The organism is Flavobacterium branchiarum (genome assembly GCF_030409845.1).
GTDB lineage: Bacteria > Bacteroidota > Bacteroidia > Flavobacteriales > Flavobacteriaceae > Flavobacterium > Flavobacterium branchiarum.
Map to the genome: position 1 here is coordinate 1,717,027 of NZ_JAUFQQ010000003.1, position 21,235 is coordinate 1,738,261.

Consider the following 21,235-nt stretch of genomic DNA (forward strand, 5'->3'; position numbering starts at 1 on the left):
GGAAACACTATGTACTTTAAAAAAACAATGATTTGCATCGCAAGTCTACTTTTTATGAATAGTTGCGCGCAACATTCAAAAAATAATCTAAATAATAATTTAAAAACAGGAAATAAAATGCACGATGACATTGTAGCGTATCAGTATAAAATGTACGATAAAATAGAAAAATTTGATAAAAAACCGCTGTATATTCTACAGGTAAATAAGAACAATTGCAGAGTATTGATTTCTTGTAATGATATACCACATTGGATGACTTTTTTAAATAATACAGGAGAAAGTGGTCCTGCATACCTGAATGATTATATACCAAAATCAGGCAAACAGCTTATAACGGTTCAGGTATACCCTAAAGAAGAACAGGAGTTTATTGCTGCTAACGCAGATTTGGACATTAAACTAAAATATGCCAAAGACAAAGATGATGGAGTAAATACCTATACAAATTTAGCCCATGTACAATTACCTGATAATATTGGCAGTAAAAAACTACCCTATTTTGAACTTACAATACCATTTGAAGCAGATATTCCATGGGACTTTAGCAAGGATTTAGAAATGGCACAAGACTTATCAAAAATCCCAAACATAGAAAAAAAGGTTGTTGCTAAGTACAATCAATTGCGAGACCTATTAGTAGAGGGGGATGGATTATCTTTTCTTAAAGAATTGGAGTATAGTGACTTGAAGAAAGTGTCTTGTTTGTATTTTACCAAAAAGGAACTATTAAAAGAGAACAAAATTGAAAACAGCGATATAAAACCTATTAGAAAAGATGTTAAGAACAGAAAAGTATATCCTATTGAAAATTACGAAATGACATTTAGTGCAAACAATAAGCTAGTTCTTTTAAGAAGAAAAAAGGATAAGGAAGAAGTACTAAATGTAGAGTTTGAAACCGAAAGAGGTATCGATGGCTCCATAAGGTGTACAGTTCTTTATATGCCAGAGGGTAGTGATGAATTAAAAGTTTGGTAATAAAACCATAAAATATTTTAATGTTTAAAATCAGGAAATAGTACGCTCCCGTTTTAAAAAGGAATGCAAAAGTTTTTCTTCTTTATAAGGAGTTCTTTAATGCTTTACTTTTGTTTATTAATCGAGCTTTGTCACGAAGTCTAATCTAGATTAAGATTTAATATTGTATTATCTTAAAATAACCGAAAATAAGCAAAGATTTACAATGCTTGACTTATCTAAATGTATTACATTTGTAAGGATTTCTTACAAAATAAAAAATATATAAATGAATATCGAGATAACAGATAATGATAAAATTAATATAAATAGTTCTGATACTTTATTCAGAATCATGCGACGCATTTTATTGCGTGAAGACACTATAGATCGCGAGAAGGAGCATTTCTGGATGATAGGGCTTAATATGGCAAACATTATTGTTTACATAGAATTAGTAAGCTTGGGGAGCGTAAGAGCAACTATTGTAGAACCGATGAATGTATATAGAGTTGCTGTACTAAAAGGCGCAACAAGCGTTATTGCAGTTCATAACCACCCGAGTGGAAACATGACTGCATCTGAAGCCGATAAAGACGAAACTGACCGATTGATACAAGTGGGAAAGATTCTGAATATTAAACTTCTTGACCATCTGATTATTAGCACTGATAATTTTATTAGTTTCGCAAACATTGGACTAATGGAAAAATTAGAACAAAGCATAAAATATGTTCCTACTTATCAAATTCAAGAAAGAATTCGAGATCGTGAACTCGAATTAAAAAAAGAAAAGTCAAAAATTAATAAGCTTAAAAAAGAGACAGATAAATTTAAAGAAGAAGCGAATACAGAAAAGTCTTTAAGAATTGATACAGAAAAAAGAGTTGTCACTAATCTACTAAAGCAGAATATGACAATAGAAGAAATTGCGACTATTTTAAATGTAACAGCAAAAGAAGTAGAACAAATTAATAAAAAGTAAAAATTGTTTTAATTTCTCTTTGCAACGTTTTTAAAGTATTTGCTTTTAATTCTGGTTTATCAATTATTGTGGTTAAGGTGTTGAAATTCAATATGAAATATTTATTTGAAGAGTAAAAAGATACAATAGCATCTTTTTTTTATGCCATGAGAGAAAACAAAACAGGTATTTATACGCAACTCTTACTTTATTAAAAGAATTATTTTCACGTTAAATAATAATGCATTATGGAAAACCGTAAAACTAAACAATAGCGGTTTTGTATGTTTACGAAAATTACTTTTTATAGTTTGAATGCTTTATCTGATAAAGTATTTATACTTTTTTCTAGATATAAATATGTTGTAAACTCTCGTGAAAATTTTTTTACGTTTAGGAAAAATCTACAATTGGATTGTTAGAAAAGGTTTTAGTCTGATAAATTTTGAATTAAACTTAATCAATTGAATTTTGCAATTGTAAAAGCTGAAGTTGAAAATTTATAATTGTTTGATATTTAAGGTAATGATAAAAAATAGGATTAAATAAAAAATAGAAATTATGAAAGGGGTCGTGAAATTAGTAAACTCACAAAATGGTTTATGTGCAATTGAACTTGATAATAACAATTTTACAATCTTTGAAGACTTTGACGAAGGTTTATCAGTTGGAGATGTTGTAAGTGGTGACCTAGAAAGTTTAGGTGGCGAAACTCTTTATAACGAAACCCAAGAACTGGAAGTTGATGGATTTATTGAAAACTTTGGTTGTGGTATAAATCAAATTAAAACTCAGTTGAAGTTGAATTAACAAGCGTTTACCATTAATTACTATAATAGATTAAAGAATGAAAAAAGCTGAGTGGCTTGTAATCTTAACTAAAAATCTCTTGTATAACTGGAACTTTAATATTAATTACAACAAAACAATATGTCAAATTGGTTCGAAAATAATCAAACAAAATCAGTAATTATTTATACACTAGTAATTGCTGGTGCAACTTGGGCATTTTATAAATTTATTTTCGAAGAACAAAAAATTGATTTTTACAAAGCACAAGTTGAATCATCCAAAACTGAAGTCGAACAGCACAAATCACGTATAGATTTTCTAGAAAAGGAAAATCAAAAATTAGAAACGGTTTTAAAAGAATTTGAAGAATGGAATTTTAAAAGTTCAAACCCCACTTTGTTCTATAAAACAAAATACGAACAAATTGCTAATGAAAAAAATAGAATAGATAGCTTATTTTCTAAATCAATTGATTCAACCTATTATCCAAAAGCGGAGAATTCAAGTACAAGTTTATTTAAATCAATCGATAAAGAAATTTCAAAAGGTAAGTCATACATAAATGATCAAGAGCAGTTAATAATCGGTGTAAATGATATTTCAGTTGATGGCTTATGTAATTTTACAATAAGTGTAGGTAGTAAAATAAATGAAGTTCAAAAAAATGTACGCGTAGGGACATCATATAATTTTGGGAAATTTAAAATCACTTTGAGCGAAACTAATTATGTATATTCCTTAGCAAAATTTCATATTTCGAAATTATAATATTTATTAGATGTTGTAAATGATTTAGGTGCCTACTTGAATTTTATAATATAGTTTGTAAGTGAAATTTGTGCTAATAAATAAGCTTTACAATATCTATATTTGACTGTAAAAACAATCAATTAATAACGAATTGATTAGAAACTTCAAAGCTTAAAAATAGCCTTTGAAAAAGCTTTGAAAAATTAAATAGTGGCAACGTTCTAGTATATCCAAAAAGACATATAATTTTCGATTATATATTAATTAGTTGTAATTATCCATTAAATAAAGATCTTAAAATGAAACATATTAAAAGAAATTTTCTATTTCATAATCAATTGCAAAACGATAAGAGGATAGCAGAAGTTGGTAACCTAGTTAAAATAGAAGAAATTGACCAACAATTTCTTAAGAAAAAATCTAAGGATAATTTTGTAATTATAACAACGGAACTTGATGAAAAAATTTTCAGTTTTATATACAATGATAACGGAAAACAATGCATGATTCCTGTTCCTGATTTCTCTTTAGTTAATTATAGTTTTGCGTATAATTTGAATATTAAGCGAAAAGAATTACGAAAAAATCTAGTTAAAAACTTAGCTGATATTTCAAATGCGAGTGAAATTAATTTTAGTTTTGCTTATGACTATCATGGAACAGCAAGTTCGTGTATAATTAGTCTCTTCACATCAATAGAATGTTTTATTAATGATATAATACCTGAAGAATTTGAATATAAAATTAAGAGTAACATAAAAACTGAAATTTATAATAAAAGTCAGATTCAGTATTCAATTTCATTTAATGATAAATTGACTAAAGTATTGCCTCAAGCCTTGGGATTAAATTTTTTCGAAAAATCAAATCCTACAAATGTTCATATACATAATTTAAGAGAATTGAGAAATGAAATTATTCATACTAAATCAGATAAAACAGGTCGTAATCATGTTGAGATTTTAAAAAGGTTGTTAAACTTCAAGTATGATGAAACTTTTGAAGCAACATTTAAATTGTTGAATTTTTATAAAAAGGGATTTATTGAAGAATGTCGTTGTACTGATTCTTGGTAGTTTACTACCCGCTCTCCGAAGTCTTCTCAAAAAAAGAATATTATTTGAAGTACATGCTGTACGAAGTCTCCCGACTTTGTATCCAATTCTATATCTTTTTCTAATATTTTCCGATTATTGGTTTTAATTCTCTTGCTAACTCCATTTCTAGTATAGTTATCAAATCACTCATATCTTCATTAAAAACGATATAATTAAGAGTAATATCTCCAAATTCTTCGGGATTGTACCAATGAAATAATTGCATACCAGCCGTATTTTCATTTTTAGAATATCCTAAGTGGGTCACTAATCTTAAATGGAAATCTTTTTTTACTTTGCCAACGTACAAAGTTTTAGAATTTGAATCTAAAGCAACTTTGTAAGAAGCACTACTTCTATTCGATTTTAAATCTTTGAAATTTTTATATTTTTCTCTTATGTAAGTAGCATTAGTGAGTTTTTCATCAATTGAAAACCAATAAAGAATAGGTTTTTTTTTTGAACTTATTAAATCGCTAAAAATATTTTTCTGTTTTTCACAAGTTGTAACATTTGCTTCTGCACAATAAATTACATTAAAAATGGTATTCGTAATTAGAATGCGTTGACTTTCTTCAAACGTATCAGAATTTCTTTCAATCACTTCTGATATTTTCTTAAAAACTGTTTTTAATTTTGTTTTCATTTCTATCAATAACTATTTTTAATTTTTGTTTAGTGGCATTGTTTTTCTTTTGTAAAAAAATCAGATGATTAACGATCGCGAAAGTATCAAATAAGTGTTGAGTTTTTTGACGGGAAACCGTAAAGACAATAAAAAAATATTTTAGGATGTATACACACCTAATAAGATTTTGAAACAGGAGGATATTTTTTTATGATTTCATCATATTCTAAATAAGGATCTTTAATTCGGTCTTTGTTTGTCCAAGATTTTTTGCCAATAGCATATATAGGTAAGTTTTAAAAAAAGGTTGGGGCTAGACAGTTAACGAAACACTAACGGTTAGCTTTAGTGTTTTTTAATCGGTTGCTAATTTGGCATAGCCATAATTATCAGACCATCCAGATTTTAGCGGTAATAATTGTCTAGTGTGAGCTTCTCTTAGCATTCCGACTTTTTCTAATACCTTTATAGAACCAATGTTTTCAACTGCACAACCTGCCTCAATTCTATGAAGGTTTAAATCATTAAAGCCAAAATTTAAAATCTCTCTCAATGCTTCTGTTGCATATCCTTTGTTCCAAAAGTTCGGGTCAAATTTAAACCAAACTTCAGCATTTTTATATTTAGCTTTTCCAATATTAATTCCAATTATTCCAATAAACTGGTTATCCGTTTTTAATTCGGTTGCAAAAGTAAATCGTTGAATAGTTTCTTTATTATTTTCTGTAATCCAATTATCAACTAGCAATTTTGTTTCTTCGATACTTTCTGGAATTCCTAACGTATTAAATTTATCAACTTCTGCTAAAGAATGCAAAAGATGTACATTGTCAGTATCTGTTTCTAGTATTGATCTTAAAATCAATCGTTCACTTTTTATTGTTAGGTTACTCATTTAATATTTTTTGGGATAAAGTTACTGCCAACGCTTCACTGCTTTTATTGTAGCGTTCTATTAATAAAAGCTAAAATAGTCAAATTTTTTAGTTACTATTGTTTTATCCCAAAGAGTTGATTTTATGTAAAACGTTTGAGTAAAAAGAAGTTGATAAACGGTTTTAGATTAAATAAATAAAGATTGCTATGTAAAGAAAGATAACTTTTTAGAATCTATAAACACAAGTGAGTGCTTAGTTTTTACTCTTAATTTATTGTCTTTTGCAGCACTTAAAGGATTTGAGTACAACCGTTGATTACATATCTGTGCGATTGTTTTTTTTAATTTTATTATCTGCTAATTCTTATTGAATTTTGGGAAGTATTAAAAACAGACAAAATAGTAATATCATTGTCACCAATGAAATAGATAATTTTATAAGTCCATTTTGGAACAAAACGAATATTATCATTATTAAAGTAGGGTTCTTTCGGGTATTTAAAAGGCATATTCGAAATACTTTCTGTAATAGAAACTAATTCTGTAATAATGTGTTCTGCATTTTGAGGACTATTAAAAAAGATAAAATCATAAATATCATGTAACTCCTGTTGTGCTCTTGATTCCCAAACAATCATCGCTTAAGGATATGATTTAACACTTGTTCAGAAGTAGAAGTTTTGGCTGTTCCATCTTTTATATCATCAATACGACTCTGTATTTTTTCTTTATATTCAGAAACAGAAACAGCTTGACCACTTGGCGTATAGCCAATTATTATTTCATCTTCATTTTTTGTTTCAAACTCCATTCCCATTTCTTTTGCTAAATTTTTCAAAAGAGATAATTGTGTTTTGTTCTTAGGATGTAATATTATAGCTTCCATTGTTTTCAAGTTTTCACAAAGTTAATTATTATTTTATCACTATTGTAAAGATAAATGTTGTTAATTATTTATGCATTTTTTTTTTAAATTAAATTTTAATTTCCGATGAGATATAGCCTAGATATTGACAGACTCTTTCTATATAACGTTCGAGTGAAAAGAAGTTGATAAACGGATGTCAGTTAAAGAAATTATTTTCATAGTAATTTTTGCAATTAAATCATTTGTAGACTTCTATAACTTGATAGTCAACTTTTTTACATCTTATAATAAAATCGGATTCTGGATTTTCTCCTAAAGTTTGATTATCGGCATCAAATAATCCAAAAAAATCAAACACTATTTCATCTTCTTCAATTTTTATAAAAGCCATGTCAATAACACTTCCTATAGAATCGCCATATCCAATAAATCTAACAAATGTTATATCATTAAAAACAATATTGATTAATTCCCAATCATAATCATTTTGAGTATTGCAACATTCAATTTGTACGGCAACATTTGCTCCTTGACCTGTTGGATAGGTATAACTAACATTCTTTATTTGAGCATCTGAAAAATAGTCGTATTTTTTTATAATTTCCTGAATCATTTCAATTTTAATTTATCCGAAAAATGTTCTGAAGCTTTATTATCCATTCATAAGTTTTTCGATTTCAAAATTATAAATTTCTTTGCTTTTTAAAACTTACTCAAATGAAAGATTGGCAAAGTTAATTATAACAATAAAGCTTAGGTTTTGTATTTTTTGACGAATGTAGAAAACTTGTCAATAAAAAGATTAGGCTTGCACAAAATTCGTAATAGTACAAAACGACCAATCTGTTGCGCTTGCTTTCTTAAATAGATTTATTGGTAAAGGTTAGGTTTAGTTATTCCTTTTGTATTAAAATAATCTTTATTCATTTCATAATGCATTTCGGTCATTTCATTTAGGTACGTTTTTAAATCTTCTAGATTATATTCTTTTCTTCGTTTGTCTACCGTTAAACTATCAATCAATCCATTTTTGGGCTTTGCTTGTCCATTACTTCTGTAATCAACTTGAGTACCAAACAATTGTTTCTCGCCGTTATTTGCTTTAACTCTATCCGTAAAATAGGCATAATTATTTGGGTTTACATTTCCTTTTTTTGCTTCTTTTTTCATTGCAATTAATACCCTTTTTTGAAATTCTGGAAATTTATCGCTGTGTTGTACTATAAGCCAAAAATCATTACTTCCTGTTTTTCCCAATTCATTTATTCCTAAATATCCGTATTGATTATACAAACTTTCTATACGGTTTTTATTTTTTTTAAAAACACTGTCTGTAAATGCCGTCCACTTTTCAATAGGATAATTTATGAATTCACCATTAGGATTTGCCAATGCGGCGATTTGGTCAATTCTATGCATTTCTGCTAATTCTATTTGCAGATTTTCAGATTCAGTTTTAGTTAATTTTGTTGTTGAACAACCAAGAAGAAGGAAAGAACAGACTATAACTAATTGTTTCATATAGAGGTAAATAATTTTAGATTTCTATTTTGTGTAAATTTTTTCATCACTAGTACACTAACTAATTTTAGAACTATAGAACGATTCTAGTAATAATGAATTTATAAATATTTATATTGTGTGCTAAGTCTTTTTGCAAGCGAATATAGAAAATATCTTTATTATTTCATTTTGGTTAAGGCTTTTGAATTCCTCAATAGAAAAACATACTGAAAATAATCGGTTGTAAACGTTCCTTTTTCAGGAATAATATTTTCTCCAAAAACTCTTGATTTTAAACTAATTAGGTTTTGGGATTTTAAGTAAGGAGAATTTTTTGAATTTATCTTAAAAAGAGTAATTGAATTAGGTTTGCTTAATTCTTTTAAATCATTAATTCCCTTAATAAGTTGCAAAGGACCGTCTGCATTAATCCAATCTACTTTTTCATTTTCTGGTGTAGGGAATTGCGAAATTTTGGGAAGGTACATTTCGCTATCTAAAGTATGACTAACAAAACTTGTGGTTTTTATGCCAGATTTTTTTAATTCAGAAGCGAATGTTTTTTTTCCATTTTCAGATGTATTCTGCAATACATGGAAATAACCAAACAAACCATAGAATTTTTCATTTTCCAGTTTCAGTTCTTTTATAGAATTCTTAAAATTAATAACCATCGCCAAATCTCTTGCCACTTTTGAATCATCATCAAAGTCCTTATCGATTCCAATTACAGTAATTTTTAACGAATCGGTTAGTTTCTGATTATAGTCATAAATAGCATTCCATTTGTCAAAAAGTTCCTGACTTGATTGTTGTGGAATTCTTTTTTTTATTGCCAAAACAACATCTTTTAAAGCTTCTTGATTTTTCAAGCTATCTCTCAAAAAGTTATTCAGTTTTTTAGCTGTTAAACTATCCATTTCTGCGATATAATATTTAACACCCAATTTTTTATTTAAGAAAAATAACAACTCCTTATCTAATTTCTGATTGTCAGCGTAGCCATGAATTTCTCCCAAAAGAAAAACCTTAGACTTGTAAAAATCATTATCAAATAATTTGTCACTAATTATATTTGTGATTTCAGTATTATTTTTTGACAAATAGGTCACATTGCTTTCATTTACAGACTCTAAAAATAATTTATTACTCACAAAAAAGTACAAGCAAAATAGTAGGCAAATACTAATAATAGTAATAAAACTGAACTTAATGATTTTTAAAAATTTCTTCATGGTTATTTTTTTCTTTTGATTAATTTGATTCAAAAGTATTGTCAATAAAAAAAGTATTAAAAAATTAATTACCGAATTGTTGTTTATTTATGACGGACTGTCTTTTAATATGATTCAGGGTTAAAATTGGAGTTATGAAATGACGCCAGTTAGACCAAAATTTATTGTGTTCTTTTCACGAGTAAGTATTTCTTACCGATGAATAAATAAAAATATATATGTTAGTTCATAACTGTTGTTAGCATAAATTACACGGTATATTCATTGATTAAATAATGATTTTAAAACAGGCTTTATGAGGAACCAATAAAAAAAGGTAAGTGATATATTTATAAACAATTCAGAGAAGAATTATTTTGGAAACTATAAAACATAGAAAAGCGCGTTATACGAAGGGGTTTAATTAAGGAAATGGAGATAAAAAATTGATTTTTTTGTTTGAATTATCTCGATTTAGATCTCGATCAAACATCCTTATTGTAATTTTTTTGACTGATTTGCTATATTTGGATAATGGCAACATTTGGAGCATTCTATCTAATTTTAACTTCGATCTAAATTTAAAATCCATATTCTTTTACTTAATTTGATATTTGTAATTTATTTTTGGTTTACTGAATTTAGGACAAGATTTCTTAAAATAGAAATATCAGAAGCTTAATCCCGCTATACATTTCAATCTTTTATGCCGAACCCCGGCATATAAGGATTTTCATTTCTATCGGGGCTAGGGGCAGTGTGTTCGTATATGATAAATAGTGATAAGAGATTTTATGTTGTGTAATGACGTTTTTCAAAGTTGTAATTTAATAGTGTATATATTAAGGAAGGGTGATTGTTCTTTTGTATTATATAAAGAGTTTTTAATTTCAACTGGAATTAGGGCAGTGTGTTCGTATATGATAAATAGTGATAAGAGGTTTTATGTTGTGTAATGGCGTTTTTCAAAGTTGTAATTTAATAGTGTATATACATAAGGGAGGGTGATTGTTCTTTCGCATTATATAAAGAGTTTTTAATTTCTACTGGAATTAGGGCAGTGGGCTTGTGTATTGTAAATAGTGATAAGAAGGTTTTTTTTAAATAATGATGTTGATTAGGGTGTAGTTATGTAGATTGTATATAATAACGAAGATTTCTCCAGTCAAAGCAATACGATTTGATTAATATTCAGGAGCTTTTACCTGCTATCCGTTCCAATCTTACCCTTTTTAAAGAAAAAAGGGCAAGGATTTTCGCTTCTATCAGGGCTAGGAGGGGTAAAATACAGGATATGCTACCTATTTAACGACAATATAATAAGCTTTCTGTCTTTGCGTCTTCGCGGGAACCCCGTAAAAGCGAGTGAAAACAAGGAAAGAGAATGCTACCCCACAGAAAAACCTCATAAAACGCAAAAACACCCAAATGTTAAAATTAACGTTATCAATACATTAAGTAATAATCAAAAAATAAACGCAAAAACACAAGCGGAAAGTATTGTTTATCTATAAAAAGGTGGTAGTTTTGCACCCGCAACAAACAAGACGTTCACTGAAATACTGACAAGCAAACAATCAAAAAATAGAAACGAAAGTTTTAAAAATAAAGATTAAAAAAAGCTTGTGAGTTTGAAAAACGAAAGTTACATTTGCACCCCGCAAAAGAAGCGAAGTTCCTTGAAATACTGCTAAGATAAGAAGTGAAATTAGAAATAAAAATTTCTAAAAAAAAACTTCAAAAATATCTTGCCAGTTAAAAAGGAGTTCATTACTTTTGCACCCGCTTTGAGAAACAAGCGACACAAAAATAAAGAGAAAGTTCTTAGACATATTGAATTGACAGCCGTTTCGAAAGAGATTTCGAAACAAATAATAAAGAGTAATAGAATCGCAAGATTTGAATATAACCGATAGAATCTGAGTCGCAATATAATATAAAAAATATACGATGAAGAGTTTGATCCTGGCTCAGGATGAACGCTAGCGGCAGGCTTAACACATGCAAGTCGAGGGGTATGCTTCTTCGGGAGCAGAGACCGGCGCACGGGTGCGTAACGCGTATGCAATCTACCTTTTACAGAGGGATAGCCCAGAGAAATTTGGATTAATACCTCATAGCATTGCAGAATGGCATCATTCAGCAATTAAAGTCACAACGGTAAAAGATGAGCATGCGTCCCATTAGCTAGTTGGTAAGGTAACGGCTTACCAAGGCTACGATGGGTAGGGGTCCTGAGAGGGAGATCCCCCACACTGGTACTGAGACACGGACCAGACTCCTACGGGAGGCAGCAGTGAGGAATATTGGACAATGGGCGCAAGCCTGATCCAGCCATGCCGCGTGCAGGATGACGGTCCTATGGATTGTAAACTGCTTTTATACAGGAAGAAACCCTGGTTCGTGAACCAGCTTGACGGTACTGTAAGAATAAGGATCGGCTAACTCCGTGCCAGCAGCCGCGGTAATACGGAGGATCCAAGCGTTATCCGGAATCATTGGGTTTAAAGGGTCCGTAGGCGGTTTAGTAAGTCAGTGGTGAAAGCCCATCGCTCAACGGTGGAACGGCCATTGATACTGCTAAACTTGAATTATTAGGAAGTAACTAGAATATGTAGTGTAGCGGTGAAATGCTTAGAGATTACATGGAATACCAATTGCGAAGGCAGGTTACTACTAATTGATTGACGCTGATGGACGAAAGCGTGGGTAGCGAACAGGATTAGATACCCTGGTAGTCCACGCCGTAAACGATGGATACTAGCTGTTGGGAGCAATCTCAGTGGCTAAGCGAAAGTGATAAGTATCCCACCTGGGGAGTACGTTCGCAAGAATGAAACTCAAAGGAATTGACGGGGGCCCGCACAAGCGGTGGAGCATGTGGTTTAATTCGATGATACGCGAGGAACCTTACCAAGGCTTAAATGTAGTTTGACCGATTTGGAAACAGATTTTTCGCAAGACAAATTACAAGGTGCTGCATGGTTGTCGTCAGCTCGTGCCGTGAGGTGTCAGGTTAAGTCCTATAACGAGCGCAACCCCTGTTGTTAGTTGCCAGCGAGTCATGTCGGGAACTCTAACAAGACTGCCAGTGCAAACTGTGAGGAAGGTGGGGATGACGTCAAATCATCACGGCCCTTACGCCTTGGGCTACACACGTGCTACAATGGCCGGTACAGAGAGCAGCCACTGGGCGACCAGGAGCGAATCTATAAAACCGGTCACAGTTCGGATCGGAGTCTGCAACTCGACTCCGTGAAGCTGGAATCGCTAGTAATCGGATATCAGCCATGATCCGGTGAATACGTTCCCGGGCCTTGTACACACCGCCCGTCAAGCCATGGAAGCTGGGGGTGCCTGAAGTCGGTGACCGCAAGGAGCTGCCTAGGGTAAAACTGGTAACTAGGGCTAAGTCGTAACAAGGTAGCCGTACCGGAAGGTGCGGCTGGAACACCTCCTTTCTAGAGCCTTAGTGTTAGCTATATGCACGCTAGGGAAAGAAGACGAAAGATACTAAAGGTTCATCTCTAAAGATTATATTACTCTGCTGTTAGTTCAAATAATAAATTTAAGTAAAACAGAGTCTCGTAGCTCAGCTGGTTAGAGTACTACACTGATAATGTAGGGGTCGGCAGTTCGAGTCTGCCCGGGACTACTATTTAAAACTTAAATAAAAGGAAATTTTAGAAGTTGAGCATTTATGAGTGAATTCATAACTCATAATTCATCATCATTTTAAAAATGGGGGATTAGCTCAGCTGGCTAGAGCGCCTGCCTTGCACGCAGGAGGTCAACGGTTCGACTCCGTTATTCTCCACTATCTTTAAGAAGATAGAATATAGAAAAAAAGAATATAGATTAAGTCTATACTCTAATCTCTATTTTCTTAATCTAAAAAGAAAAAGTTCATTGACATATTGAGATAAGAAAATAATAAAAAGTAGAAAGCGTTTTTATTGAGTAGCAATACAAAATATAAAAACAAAAAAAAACGGTCATATTAAATTATGATTGGTACAATAAGCAAAATAAGGGCGTATGGGGGATGCCTTGGCTCTCAGAGGCGATGAAAGGCGTGATAAGCTGCGAAAAGCTACGGGGATCGGCACACACGAATTGATCCGTAGATACCTGAATGGGGCAACCCACTATGTTGAAGACATAGTACACCGATAGGTGGGCAAACCCGCTGAACTGAAACATCTAAGTAGGCGGAGGAGAAGAAAACAAAAGTGATTCCGTAAGTAGTGGCGAGCGAACGCGGATTAGCCCAAACCAACCATGTTACGGCATGATTGGGGTTGTAGGACCACGAGATTTCTTGCACAAAGAATTAGAATCTACTGGAAAGTAGAACCATAGAGGGTGATAGTCCCGTATAGGTAATGAGTGTAAAGGATAGTGGTATCCTGAGTAGGGCGGGGCACGTGAAACCCTGTCTGAATTTGGCGGGACCATCCGCTAAGGCTAAATACTCCTGAGAGACCGATAGTGAACCAGTACCGTGAGGGAAAGGTGAAAAGAACCGTGAATAACGGAGTGAAATAGATCCTGAAACCATACGCTTACAAGCGGTCGGAGCCCTTTCGTGGGGTGACGGCGTGCCTTTTGCATAATGAGCCTACGAGTTAACGTTGCTGGCAAGGATAAGTGGTTAAGCCACGGATCCGTAGCGAAAGCGAGTCTGAATAGGGCGCTTTAGTCAGTAGTGTTAGACGCGAAACCGTGTGATCTACCCATGGGCAGGTTGAAGCTGTGGTAACACACAGTGGAGGACCGAACCGGTTGACGTTGAAAAGTCTTCGGATGACCTGTGGGTAGGGGTGAAAGGCCAATCAAACTCGGAAATAGCTCGTACTCCCCGAAATGCATTTAGGTGCAGCGTTGTGCATAAAGTTATATAGAGGTAGAGCTACTGATTGGATGCGGGGGCTTCACCGCCTACCAATTCCTGACAAACTCCGAATGCTATATAATGTTTCACAACAGTGAGGGCTTGGGTGCTAAGGTCCAAGTCCGAGAGGGAAAGAACCCAGACCATCAGCTAAGGTCCCCAAATATATGTTAAGTTGAAAGAACGAGGTTTGTCTGCCCAGACAGCTAGGATGTTGGCTTGGAAGCAGCCATTCATTTAAAGAGTGCGTAACAGCTCACTAGTCGAGCGGACGAGCATGGATAATAATCGGGCATAAACATATTACCGAAGCTATGGATTTACAGTTTACTGTAAGTGGTAGGGGAGCATTCTAACAGGGTTGAAGGTGTATCGTAAGGTATGCTGGACTGGTTAGAAAAGAAAATGTAGGCATAAGTAACGATAATGCGGGCGAGAAACCCGCACACCGAAAAACTAAGGTTTCCACAGCTATGCTAATCAGCTGTGGGTTAGTCTGGTCCTAAGGCGAACCCGAAAGGGACAGTCGATGGCTAACGGGTTAATATTCCCGTACTACTAATTACTGTGATGGGGTGACGGAGTGATGAAAGCGCCGCGAACTGACGGAATAGTTCGTTGAAGTACCTACCTATAAGCTGTGCAGGCAAATCCACACGGCTTGGGGAAATACGATAGTACTCGGAGACTTCGGTTGAAGAGATAGTGCGCCTAAGGGCTTCCAAGAAAAACCTCTAAACTTCAGGTAATTAGTACCAGTACCGTAAACCGACACAGGTAGTTGAGGAGAGAATCCTAAGGTGCTCGAGAGATTCATGGCTAAGGAATTAGGCAAAATAGACCTGTAACTTCGGGAGAAAGGTCGCCAGCAGCAATGCTGGCCGCAGTGAAGAGGTCCAGGCGACTGTTTATCAAAAACACAGGGCTCTGCAAAATCGTAAGATGAAGTATAGGGCCTGACACCTGCCCGGTGCTGGAAGGTTAAGAGGAGATGTTATCTTCGGAGAAGCATTGAATTGAAGCCCCAGTAAACGGCGGCCGTAACTATAACGGTCCTAAGGTAGCGAAATTCCTTGTCGGGTAAGTTCCGACCTGCACGAATGGTGTAACGATCTGGACACTGTCTCAGCCATGAGCTCGGTGAAATTGTAGTAGCGGTGAAGATGCCGCTTACCCGCAGTGGGACGAAAAGACCCTGTGCACCTTTACTATAGCTTAGTATTGACCTTGGATAAATGATGTGTAGGATAGGTTGGAGACTGTGAAGTGGCGTCGCTAGGCGTTGTGGAGTCATTGTTGAAATACAACCCTTTGTTTATCTGAGGCCTAACCCCGTGATTGCGGGGGACATTGCTTGGTGGGTAGTTTGACTGGGGTGGTCGCCTCCAAAAGAGTAACGGAGGCTTCTAAAGGTTCCCTCAGTACGCTTGGTAACCGTGCGTAGAGTGCAATGGCATAAGGGAGCTTGACTGAGAGACATACAGGTCGATCAGGTACGAAAGTAGAGCATAGTGATCCGGTGGTTCCGCATGGAAGGGCCATCGCTCAAAGGATAAAAGGTACGCCGGGGATAACAGGCTGATCTCCCCCAAGAGCTCATATCGACGGGGGGGTTTGGCACCTCGATGTCGGCTCGTCACATCCTGGGGCTGGAGAAGGTCCCAAGGGTTGGGCTGTTCGCCCATTAAAGTGGCACGCGAGCTGGGTTCAGAACGTCGTGAGACAGTTCGGTCTCTATCTACTGTGGGCGCAAGAAATTTGAGTGGATCTGATTCTAGTACGAGAGGACCGAATTGGACAAACCTCTAGTGTATCTGTTGTTCCGCCAGGAGCACCGCAGAGTAGCTACGTTTGGAAGGGATAAGCGCTGAAAGCATATAAGCGCGAAACCCACCACAAGATGAGATTTCTTTTAAGGATCGTGGGAGATGACCACGTTGATAGGCTATAGATGTAAAGGCAGTAATGTCATAGTCGAGTAGTACTAATAATCCGTAAGCTTATGTACACCCTTTTCCCCACACTACGGTGTGGGGGAGAAACTTTCTAAATAAATTATATTTTTTCTTTATCTCAGTGTGTTAAGATATTATTGTAATTATTAATTATCAATTATAAATTGTTAATTCTTATTTCAAAAGTTGTCCAAAGCAACTAACGACCTTAAGGTGGTTATTGCGGCGGGGCTCACCTCTTCCCATCCCGAACAGAGTAGTTAAGCCCGCCTGCGCAGATGGTACTGCAGTTATGTGGGAGAGTATGTCGTCGCCTTTCTTTAAAACCCTGTTTCTAACGAAACAGGGTTTTTTTTTTGACCAATTTTGTCTTTCTGAGGAACGAAGAATCTCCGCAAGTAACTAACACAAAATAGGTTTATTTAAGAATCCTTTATTACCAATCTTGTCGAAGTTCCGTGCAATAGTAAATAGACATAATAATCGCATCCAGTTGCTCGACAATCTAGGAATACTTTGCGTTAGTTTATTAAGGAGGTTCTTCGTGCCTCAGAAAGACAAGATTGTGGTAAAAAAAAAAAATGAATAAAAAAATTCGAACAAATAAAGTTCTTGTTACTCCACAGGTTTTCGTATTGATCCCTTTTTTAGAACTAGGAAATCGCTTTCTAATTTTCTATGTAGAGTAGCTCGAAAAGAATCAGTTTCAAAAATTTATTAAAGTGAAAAGTAAAAGTGTTTCCTATATTATTTTTTTGTGTTATCTTTTTCCTTTGTAGTATCTTCTTTTTTATCCTTTTCTTTTGTCTTCTCTAGTTTTTCTTTCTCTTCTTTTGCTTTTTTATCAGCCTCTTCTTTATCCTTTTCTTTCTCTTTTTCTTTCTCTTTTTCTTTCTCTTTTTCTTTTTCCTTTTTTTTGTAATATCCTCTGAACAAGAAATTACTTTTGGCTGCTTCCATGTTTTGACTAAATCCTTGTGTACCGCTTTCTAAATTGGTAATGGTTTTAGTTAATGTGTTCGCAAGTTTTGGATCGGTTAATAACCTTGATAATGCACCGTCACCATTATTCATATTATGAGTAAAAACGGCAAGCTCCTCGGATATTACACTTGCATTGTCTACGCTTTTTTTCACACTTTTCATAATGTCATCCATTTCTATGGCGTCTATAGAGACAATTTTGCCATTGTCAGCAATGATTCTAGTTGAATTATTACCAGGCGAAATGGTTAAGACTTTATCTCCCATTAATCCCTCTGAACCAATGCTTGCTCTAGCATCTGTTTTTATAAATTGGCGGACTTCATCTTTAATAACTAATTTTACAACTACAGATGAGTCGTTAATTAATTGTATGTCTTCTACTGTACCTATATTAATCCCTGAGAAACGTACATTGTTTCCCACTTGCAAACCACTTACGGTTTTAAACGTTGATGTTATATTGAATGTTGAGCCAAATAAATTTTGTTGTTTTCCAATAAAATAAATAGTTAGCATAAAAAGGATTAAACCTATTGTTACAAACATTCCTAGTTTCCATTTAAATCCTGATTCCTTATTCATAATTTCTTATTGTTAAATGTTTATATAAAGAATGATCTTACCCATTCATCTTCACTTTTTTCTAATTCTTCGTATTTTCCTTCTGCATGTATTACACCATCTTTTAAAATCATAACTCGATCTGCAGTTAATTTGGCGCAAGACATATCGTGGGTAATAATTATTGAAGTAGTTTTACGTTTCTTTTTAATATCTAAGATTAGTTCGCTTATTTCTTTAGACGTAATAGTATCAAGTCCAGTGGTGGGCTCATCATACAAAATAATTTCAGGTTTCATTATTAATGTACGAGCAAGACCAATTCGTTTTCGCATACCGCCAGATAATTCTGAGGGCATTTTATCTATAGCATCTGCTAAGCCTACACTATCGAGAACATCAATAATTTGCGAATCAATTTCCTGAGGGGTTAATTCTTTAGAATGTCGTTTTAGTGTAAACTCTAAATTTTCTCTTACTGACATCGAATCATATAAAGCACCACTTTGGAAAAGAAATCCAATTTTGACTCTTATTTTATTAAGTTCAGCTCTTTTTAATCCAATTATCTCTTCTCCTAGAACGCTTATATTTCCTTTATCAGGAATTACCAATCCTACAATACATTTTATAGTTATTGATTTTCCTTCGCCTGAGCGTCCTAATATCACTAAGTCTTCTCCTTTATTTACAGTGAGATTTACGCCTTTTAATACATCATTATCACCAAAAGACTTGTGTAAATCTTTTATCTCGATTACAGGAGTTCGCTTATTGAGTGCAACTTTTTGAGTTATATTTTCTTGTTTAGTTTCCATATTAAAAGAATAAATCTGTGATTTGTACTGCTAGCATATCTAAAATAAAAATGGTCAATGAAGCCGTTACTACGGCAGAATTTGCTGCTTTACCAACACTTTCGGTTCCATTTGAGGCATTAAAACCTTTATAACAACCAATCATTCCTATGAAAAAACCGAAGAAAAAAGTTTTTATAGTTGCAGGGATAATATCTATAAAGCTTAACGATTCAAAAACCTGTGAAATATATCGATATGCATTTACATCGCTATGAATCGTCATTCCAAGATAACCGCCTAATATTCCGATTGCATCTGCAAAAATGACTAAAAGCGGTACCATTAATGTTGTGGCTAAAATGCGTGTTACAACTAAATATTTAAACGGATTTATCGCAGCGACTTCCATTGCATCTATTTGTTCGGTAACCTTCATAGAACCTAGCTCAGCTCCAATTCCTGATGAAATCTTTCCAGCACAAATTAATGCTGTAATTACAGGGGCAATTTCTCTAATTAAGGATAAGGCGACCATTCCGGGCAACCAAGATTCCGCTCCAAAGGTTGCCAAAGTTGGTCTTGTTTGTAGTGTGAGTACTAATCCCATAATAAAGCCTGTAATAGCCACTAACGGAAGCGATTTATAACCTATGAGATAACATTGCCTGAAGAATTCTTTGGCCTCGTAGGGAGGAATAAACACTTCTTTGAAAAACTTTTTGGTAAAAAGTGTCACATCGCCTATATCTGTAAAAGTATTTTTAAAGTATAAAATTGCCATAATATATTTTTAGTTGGTGAAAATCATTTTATAATCTTACTGAGTATTAAAAAATGTAATAATCTCGTTTCTGTTAAAAAATATATTTCGTCCTTAGAATTTATTTTTTAAAGAATTAGATTGTTTTAAAATCGAACTATTTAAATTTGTTTTTCAAATAATTGATTTAGTATGAGTTATGCTTAAAAGTATATTGATAAAGGTCATTATTTTACATGCTAATTCTATTATATAACTTTAAAAAATAGTTATATAATTTTCATAGTGAATATTATAAAGGTGAAATTTAGAGTGGAGGATGTGATAAATAAAAAATAATTTGGCTTTTGCCAAACAGAAATTGTAATAAACTAGACTAGTAAATTACGGAGCTAAATGTATGCGTTTTTGCTTAGAGCAATAGTCTGAATCCAAAAACAGGAAGTTCGCCTTGCATGAAATCTAAGTCTTCGGATCTTTTAAAACCCAATCGCGCATACATTTTCCAAGCTGTTTGCATTGCTTTAGTCGAATGAATAATCAATTGATGGTGCTTTTTGTGTTTGGCTTTTTCAATACAATCTTTTATTAAGAGTTTTCCAATTCCTTGCTCTCTATTGATTGGATTTACGGCTAATAATCTAAAGCCAGAAGTATTTTGTTCTTTGGTTGCTATTCCGCCAGAACCATAAAATTGCATATCACTAAAATAAACCAAGCCACCAACTATCTTATCATCGCTTGTAACGGCAACCAAAAGTTGTGTTTCGGGATTATGAGTCAAATCGCCAATATTGGCAAGCATTTTATAATAGTTGGGTTGCTCTGATTGATTTGGAAAACCTTCTAATTGTGAATAAATAAGAACCATAAGTTTTCCGATTTCTTCAAACTCGATAGTTTTAGCATTTCGGATGGTATATTCTTGAGTATTCATGATTTTATATAATTCGATGGAATAAGTAAATATATAAAATAATTAGTGCACTATAATATCATGTTTAAAAAGTAAGCCTTTGACTTCTTTTAAAGCAAAAACAGCTTTTTTTAGTTTAACTCTAGATGGGTTGATTGTATAATTGTAACTGGTTTTAAAATCGGCTTTATTTGCAATTGCTTTATCAAATTCGGAGCGATATAAGTCGCAATTATCAAAAACTACATTGGTGATATCGCTAGCCATAAAATCTACAGCAATCAAACTACAATCAGTAAATGTCGTTCCTTTTATTTTTAAAGTATAAAACTTAGAAAAATCTAAAACGCAATTATTAAAGTTAACTTCAAATATAAGTTTATCACACATGGCGAAGTTTACATCTTTAATTTCGCAGTCATTAAAAGTAACGGTTCTAAAAGCGACATAGTTTATTTTGGCTTCACTAAATGTACAATTATTAAATACACAATCAATAAAAGTAACGGCCACGAAAGTACAAGCAGAGAAATTACAATTGTTAAAAGTACAGCATTCAAAATCCTTGAAATTCAAATCATCTATATTATAAGTGATGTTTTTGTATTCTTTATCAAGGAAATAGTCTGTCATGCTAATAGTTAAGGGGAAGTATATTTGTTAGTACAAATAAACAAAATTATTTATTTATGAATTCAGGATTCAGTTT

17 protein-coding genes, 2 tRNA genes and 3 rRNA genes are annotated in these 21,235 nt (G+C 33.3%); 10 read left to right on the top strand and 12 right to left on the bottom strand.

Going from position 1 to position 21,235, the window contains the following annotated elements; translation table 11 throughout:
- Positions 1–9: 9 nt before the first annotated feature.
- The 5 genes from QWY99_RS08135 to QWY99_RS08155 all read left to right on the top strand — a co-directional run bounded on the left by QWY99_RS08135 (position 10) and on the right by QWY99_RS08155 (position 4,542).
- The gene (locus tag QWY99_RS08135) at positions 10–981 is read left to right on the top strand and encodes a hypothetical protein (protein WP_290263572.1); all 972 of its coding nucleotides are present in this window, start codon (positions 10–12) and stop codon (positions 979–981) included.
- A 268-nt stretch (positions 982–1,249) separates the two neighbouring features.
- Positions 1,250–1,945: a JAB domain-containing protein gene (locus QWY99_RS08140; RefSeq protein WP_290263574.1), complete on the top strand. Its 696-nt coding sequence runs from the start codon at positions 1,250–1,252 to the stop codon at positions 1,943–1,945.
- 540 nt (positions 1,946–2,485) lie between these two features.
- Complete coding sequence (locus QWY99_RS08145; RefSeq protein ID WP_290263575.1) at positions 2,486–2,734, top strand: hypothetical protein; 249 nt, start codon at positions 2,486–2,488, stop codon at positions 2,732–2,734.
- A gap of 120 nt (positions 2,735–2,854) precedes the next feature.
- On the top strand, positions 2,855–3,484 hold the full coding sequence (locus tag QWY99_RS08150) for a hypothetical protein (protein WP_290263577.1): 630 nt from the start codon (positions 2,855–2,857) through the stop codon (positions 3,482–3,484).
- A 281-nt stretch (positions 3,485–3,765) separates the two neighbouring features.
- On the top strand, positions 3,766–4,542 hold the full coding sequence (locus tag QWY99_RS08155) for a hypothetical protein (protein ID WP_290263580.1): 777 nt from the start codon (positions 3,766–3,768) through the stop codon (positions 4,540–4,542).
- Between the two features lie 100 nt (positions 4,543–4,642).
- On the opposite strand, the gene QWY99_RS08160 is transcribed toward QWY99_RS08155, so the two are convergent.
- The 7 genes from QWY99_RS08160 to QWY99_RS08190 all read right to left on the bottom strand — a co-directional run bounded on the left by QWY99_RS08160 (position 4,643) and on the right by QWY99_RS08190 (position 9,674).
- A complete protein-coding gene (locus tag QWY99_RS08160) occupies positions 4,643–5,209 on the bottom strand; it encodes a hypothetical protein (protein WP_290263582.1) in 567 nt (188 codons plus the stop codon).
- Between the two features lie 337 nt (positions 5,210–5,546).
- Positions 5,547–6,086, bottom strand: a complete 540-nt coding sequence (locus QWY99_RS08165) for a GNAT family N-acetyltransferase (RefSeq protein ID WP_290263585.1) — start codon at positions 6,084–6,086, stop codon at positions 5,547–5,549.
- Between the two features lie 332 nt (positions 6,087–6,418).
- Entirely contained in the window at positions 6,419–6,706 is a 288-nt protein-coding gene (locus QWY99_RS08170; protein WP_290263588.1) for a type II toxin-antitoxin system RelE/ParE family toxin, read from the bottom strand.
- Complete coding sequence (locus tag QWY99_RS08175; protein ID WP_290263593.1) at positions 6,703–6,954, bottom strand: DUF2683 family protein; 252 nt, start codon at positions 6,952–6,954, stop codon at positions 6,703–6,705. The genes QWY99_RS08170 and QWY99_RS08175 overlap by 4 nt, the downstream gene beginning before the upstream one ends.
- 220 nt (positions 6,955–7,174) lie before the next feature.
- Positions 7,175–7,549 carry a hypothetical protein gene (locus tag QWY99_RS08180; protein WP_290263595.1) on the bottom strand — a complete coding sequence of 125 codons (375 nt, stop codon included), beginning with the start codon at positions 7,547–7,549 and terminating at the stop codon, positions 7,175–7,177.
- A gap of 257 nt (positions 7,550–7,806) precedes the next feature.
- Complete coding sequence (locus QWY99_RS08185) at positions 7,807–8,457, bottom strand: DUF6624 domain-containing protein (RefSeq protein ID WP_290263598.1); 651 nt, start codon at positions 8,455–8,457, stop codon at positions 7,807–7,809.
- Between the two features lie 161 nt (positions 8,458–8,618).
- Positions 8,619–9,674: a hypothetical protein gene (locus tag QWY99_RS08190; RefSeq protein ID WP_290263600.1), complete on the bottom strand. Its 1,056-nt coding sequence runs from the start codon at positions 9,672–9,674 to the stop codon at positions 8,619–8,621.
- A 1,926-nt stretch (positions 9,675–11,600) separates the two neighbouring features.
- Between QWY99_RS08190 and QWY99_RS08195 the strand changes: the two genes are divergently transcribed.
- The 5 genes from QWY99_RS08195 to rrf all read left to right on the top strand — a co-directional run bounded on the left by QWY99_RS08195 (position 11,601) and on the right by rrf (position 16,821).
- Positions 11,601–13,114 (top strand): 16S ribosomal RNA (locus QWY99_RS08195).
- A gap of 120 nt (positions 13,115–13,234) precedes the next feature.
- A tRNA-Ile gene (locus QWY99_RS08200) sits at positions 13,235–13,308 on the top strand.
- Between the two features lie 88 nt (positions 13,309–13,396).
- Positions 13,397–13,470, top strand: a tRNA-Ala gene (locus QWY99_RS08205).
- 200 nt (positions 13,471–13,670) lie between these two features.
- Positions 13,671–16,555, top strand: a 23S ribosomal RNA gene (locus QWY99_RS08210).
- A gap of 156 nt (positions 16,556–16,711) precedes the next feature.
- A 5S ribosomal RNA gene (gene rrf, locus QWY99_RS08215) occupies positions 16,712–16,821 on the top strand.
- Together the 16S, 23S and 5S rRNA genes with 2 tRNA genes alongside form the textbook arrangement of a ribosomal RNA operon.
- Positions 16,822–17,249: 428 nt before the next feature.
- On the opposite strand, the gene QWY99_RS08220 is transcribed toward rrf, so the two are convergent.
- The 5 genes from QWY99_RS08220 to QWY99_RS08240 all read right to left on the bottom strand — a co-directional run bounded on the left by QWY99_RS08220 (position 17,250) and on the right by QWY99_RS08240 (position 21,159).
- Entirely contained in the window at positions 17,250–18,071 is an 822-nt protein-coding gene (locus QWY99_RS08220) for an MlaD family protein (RefSeq protein WP_290263603.1), read from the bottom strand.
- Positions 18,072–18,091: 20 nt separating this feature from the next.
- A complete protein-coding gene (locus tag QWY99_RS08225) occupies positions 18,092–18,868 on the bottom strand; it encodes an ABC transporter ATP-binding protein (protein WP_290263605.1) in 777 nt (258 codons plus the stop codon).
- Between the two features lies 1 nt (position 18,869).
- Positions 18,870–19,631, bottom strand: a complete 762-nt coding sequence (locus QWY99_RS08230) for an MlaE family ABC transporter permease (RefSeq protein WP_290263607.1) — start codon at positions 19,629–19,631, stop codon at positions 18,870–18,872.
- 391 nt (positions 19,632–20,022) lie between these two features.
- Positions 20,023–20,547, bottom strand: coding sequence for a GNAT family N-acetyltransferase (locus QWY99_RS08235; protein WP_290263609.1), 525 nt, complete (start codon positions 20,545–20,547; stop codon positions 20,023–20,025).
- 42 nt (positions 20,548–20,589) lie between these two features.
- A complete protein-coding gene (locus QWY99_RS08240; protein WP_290263611.1) occupies positions 20,590–21,159 on the bottom strand; it encodes a pentapeptide repeat-containing protein in 570 nt (189 codons plus the stop codon).
- Between the last annotated feature and the right edge of the window lie 76 nt (positions 21,160–21,235).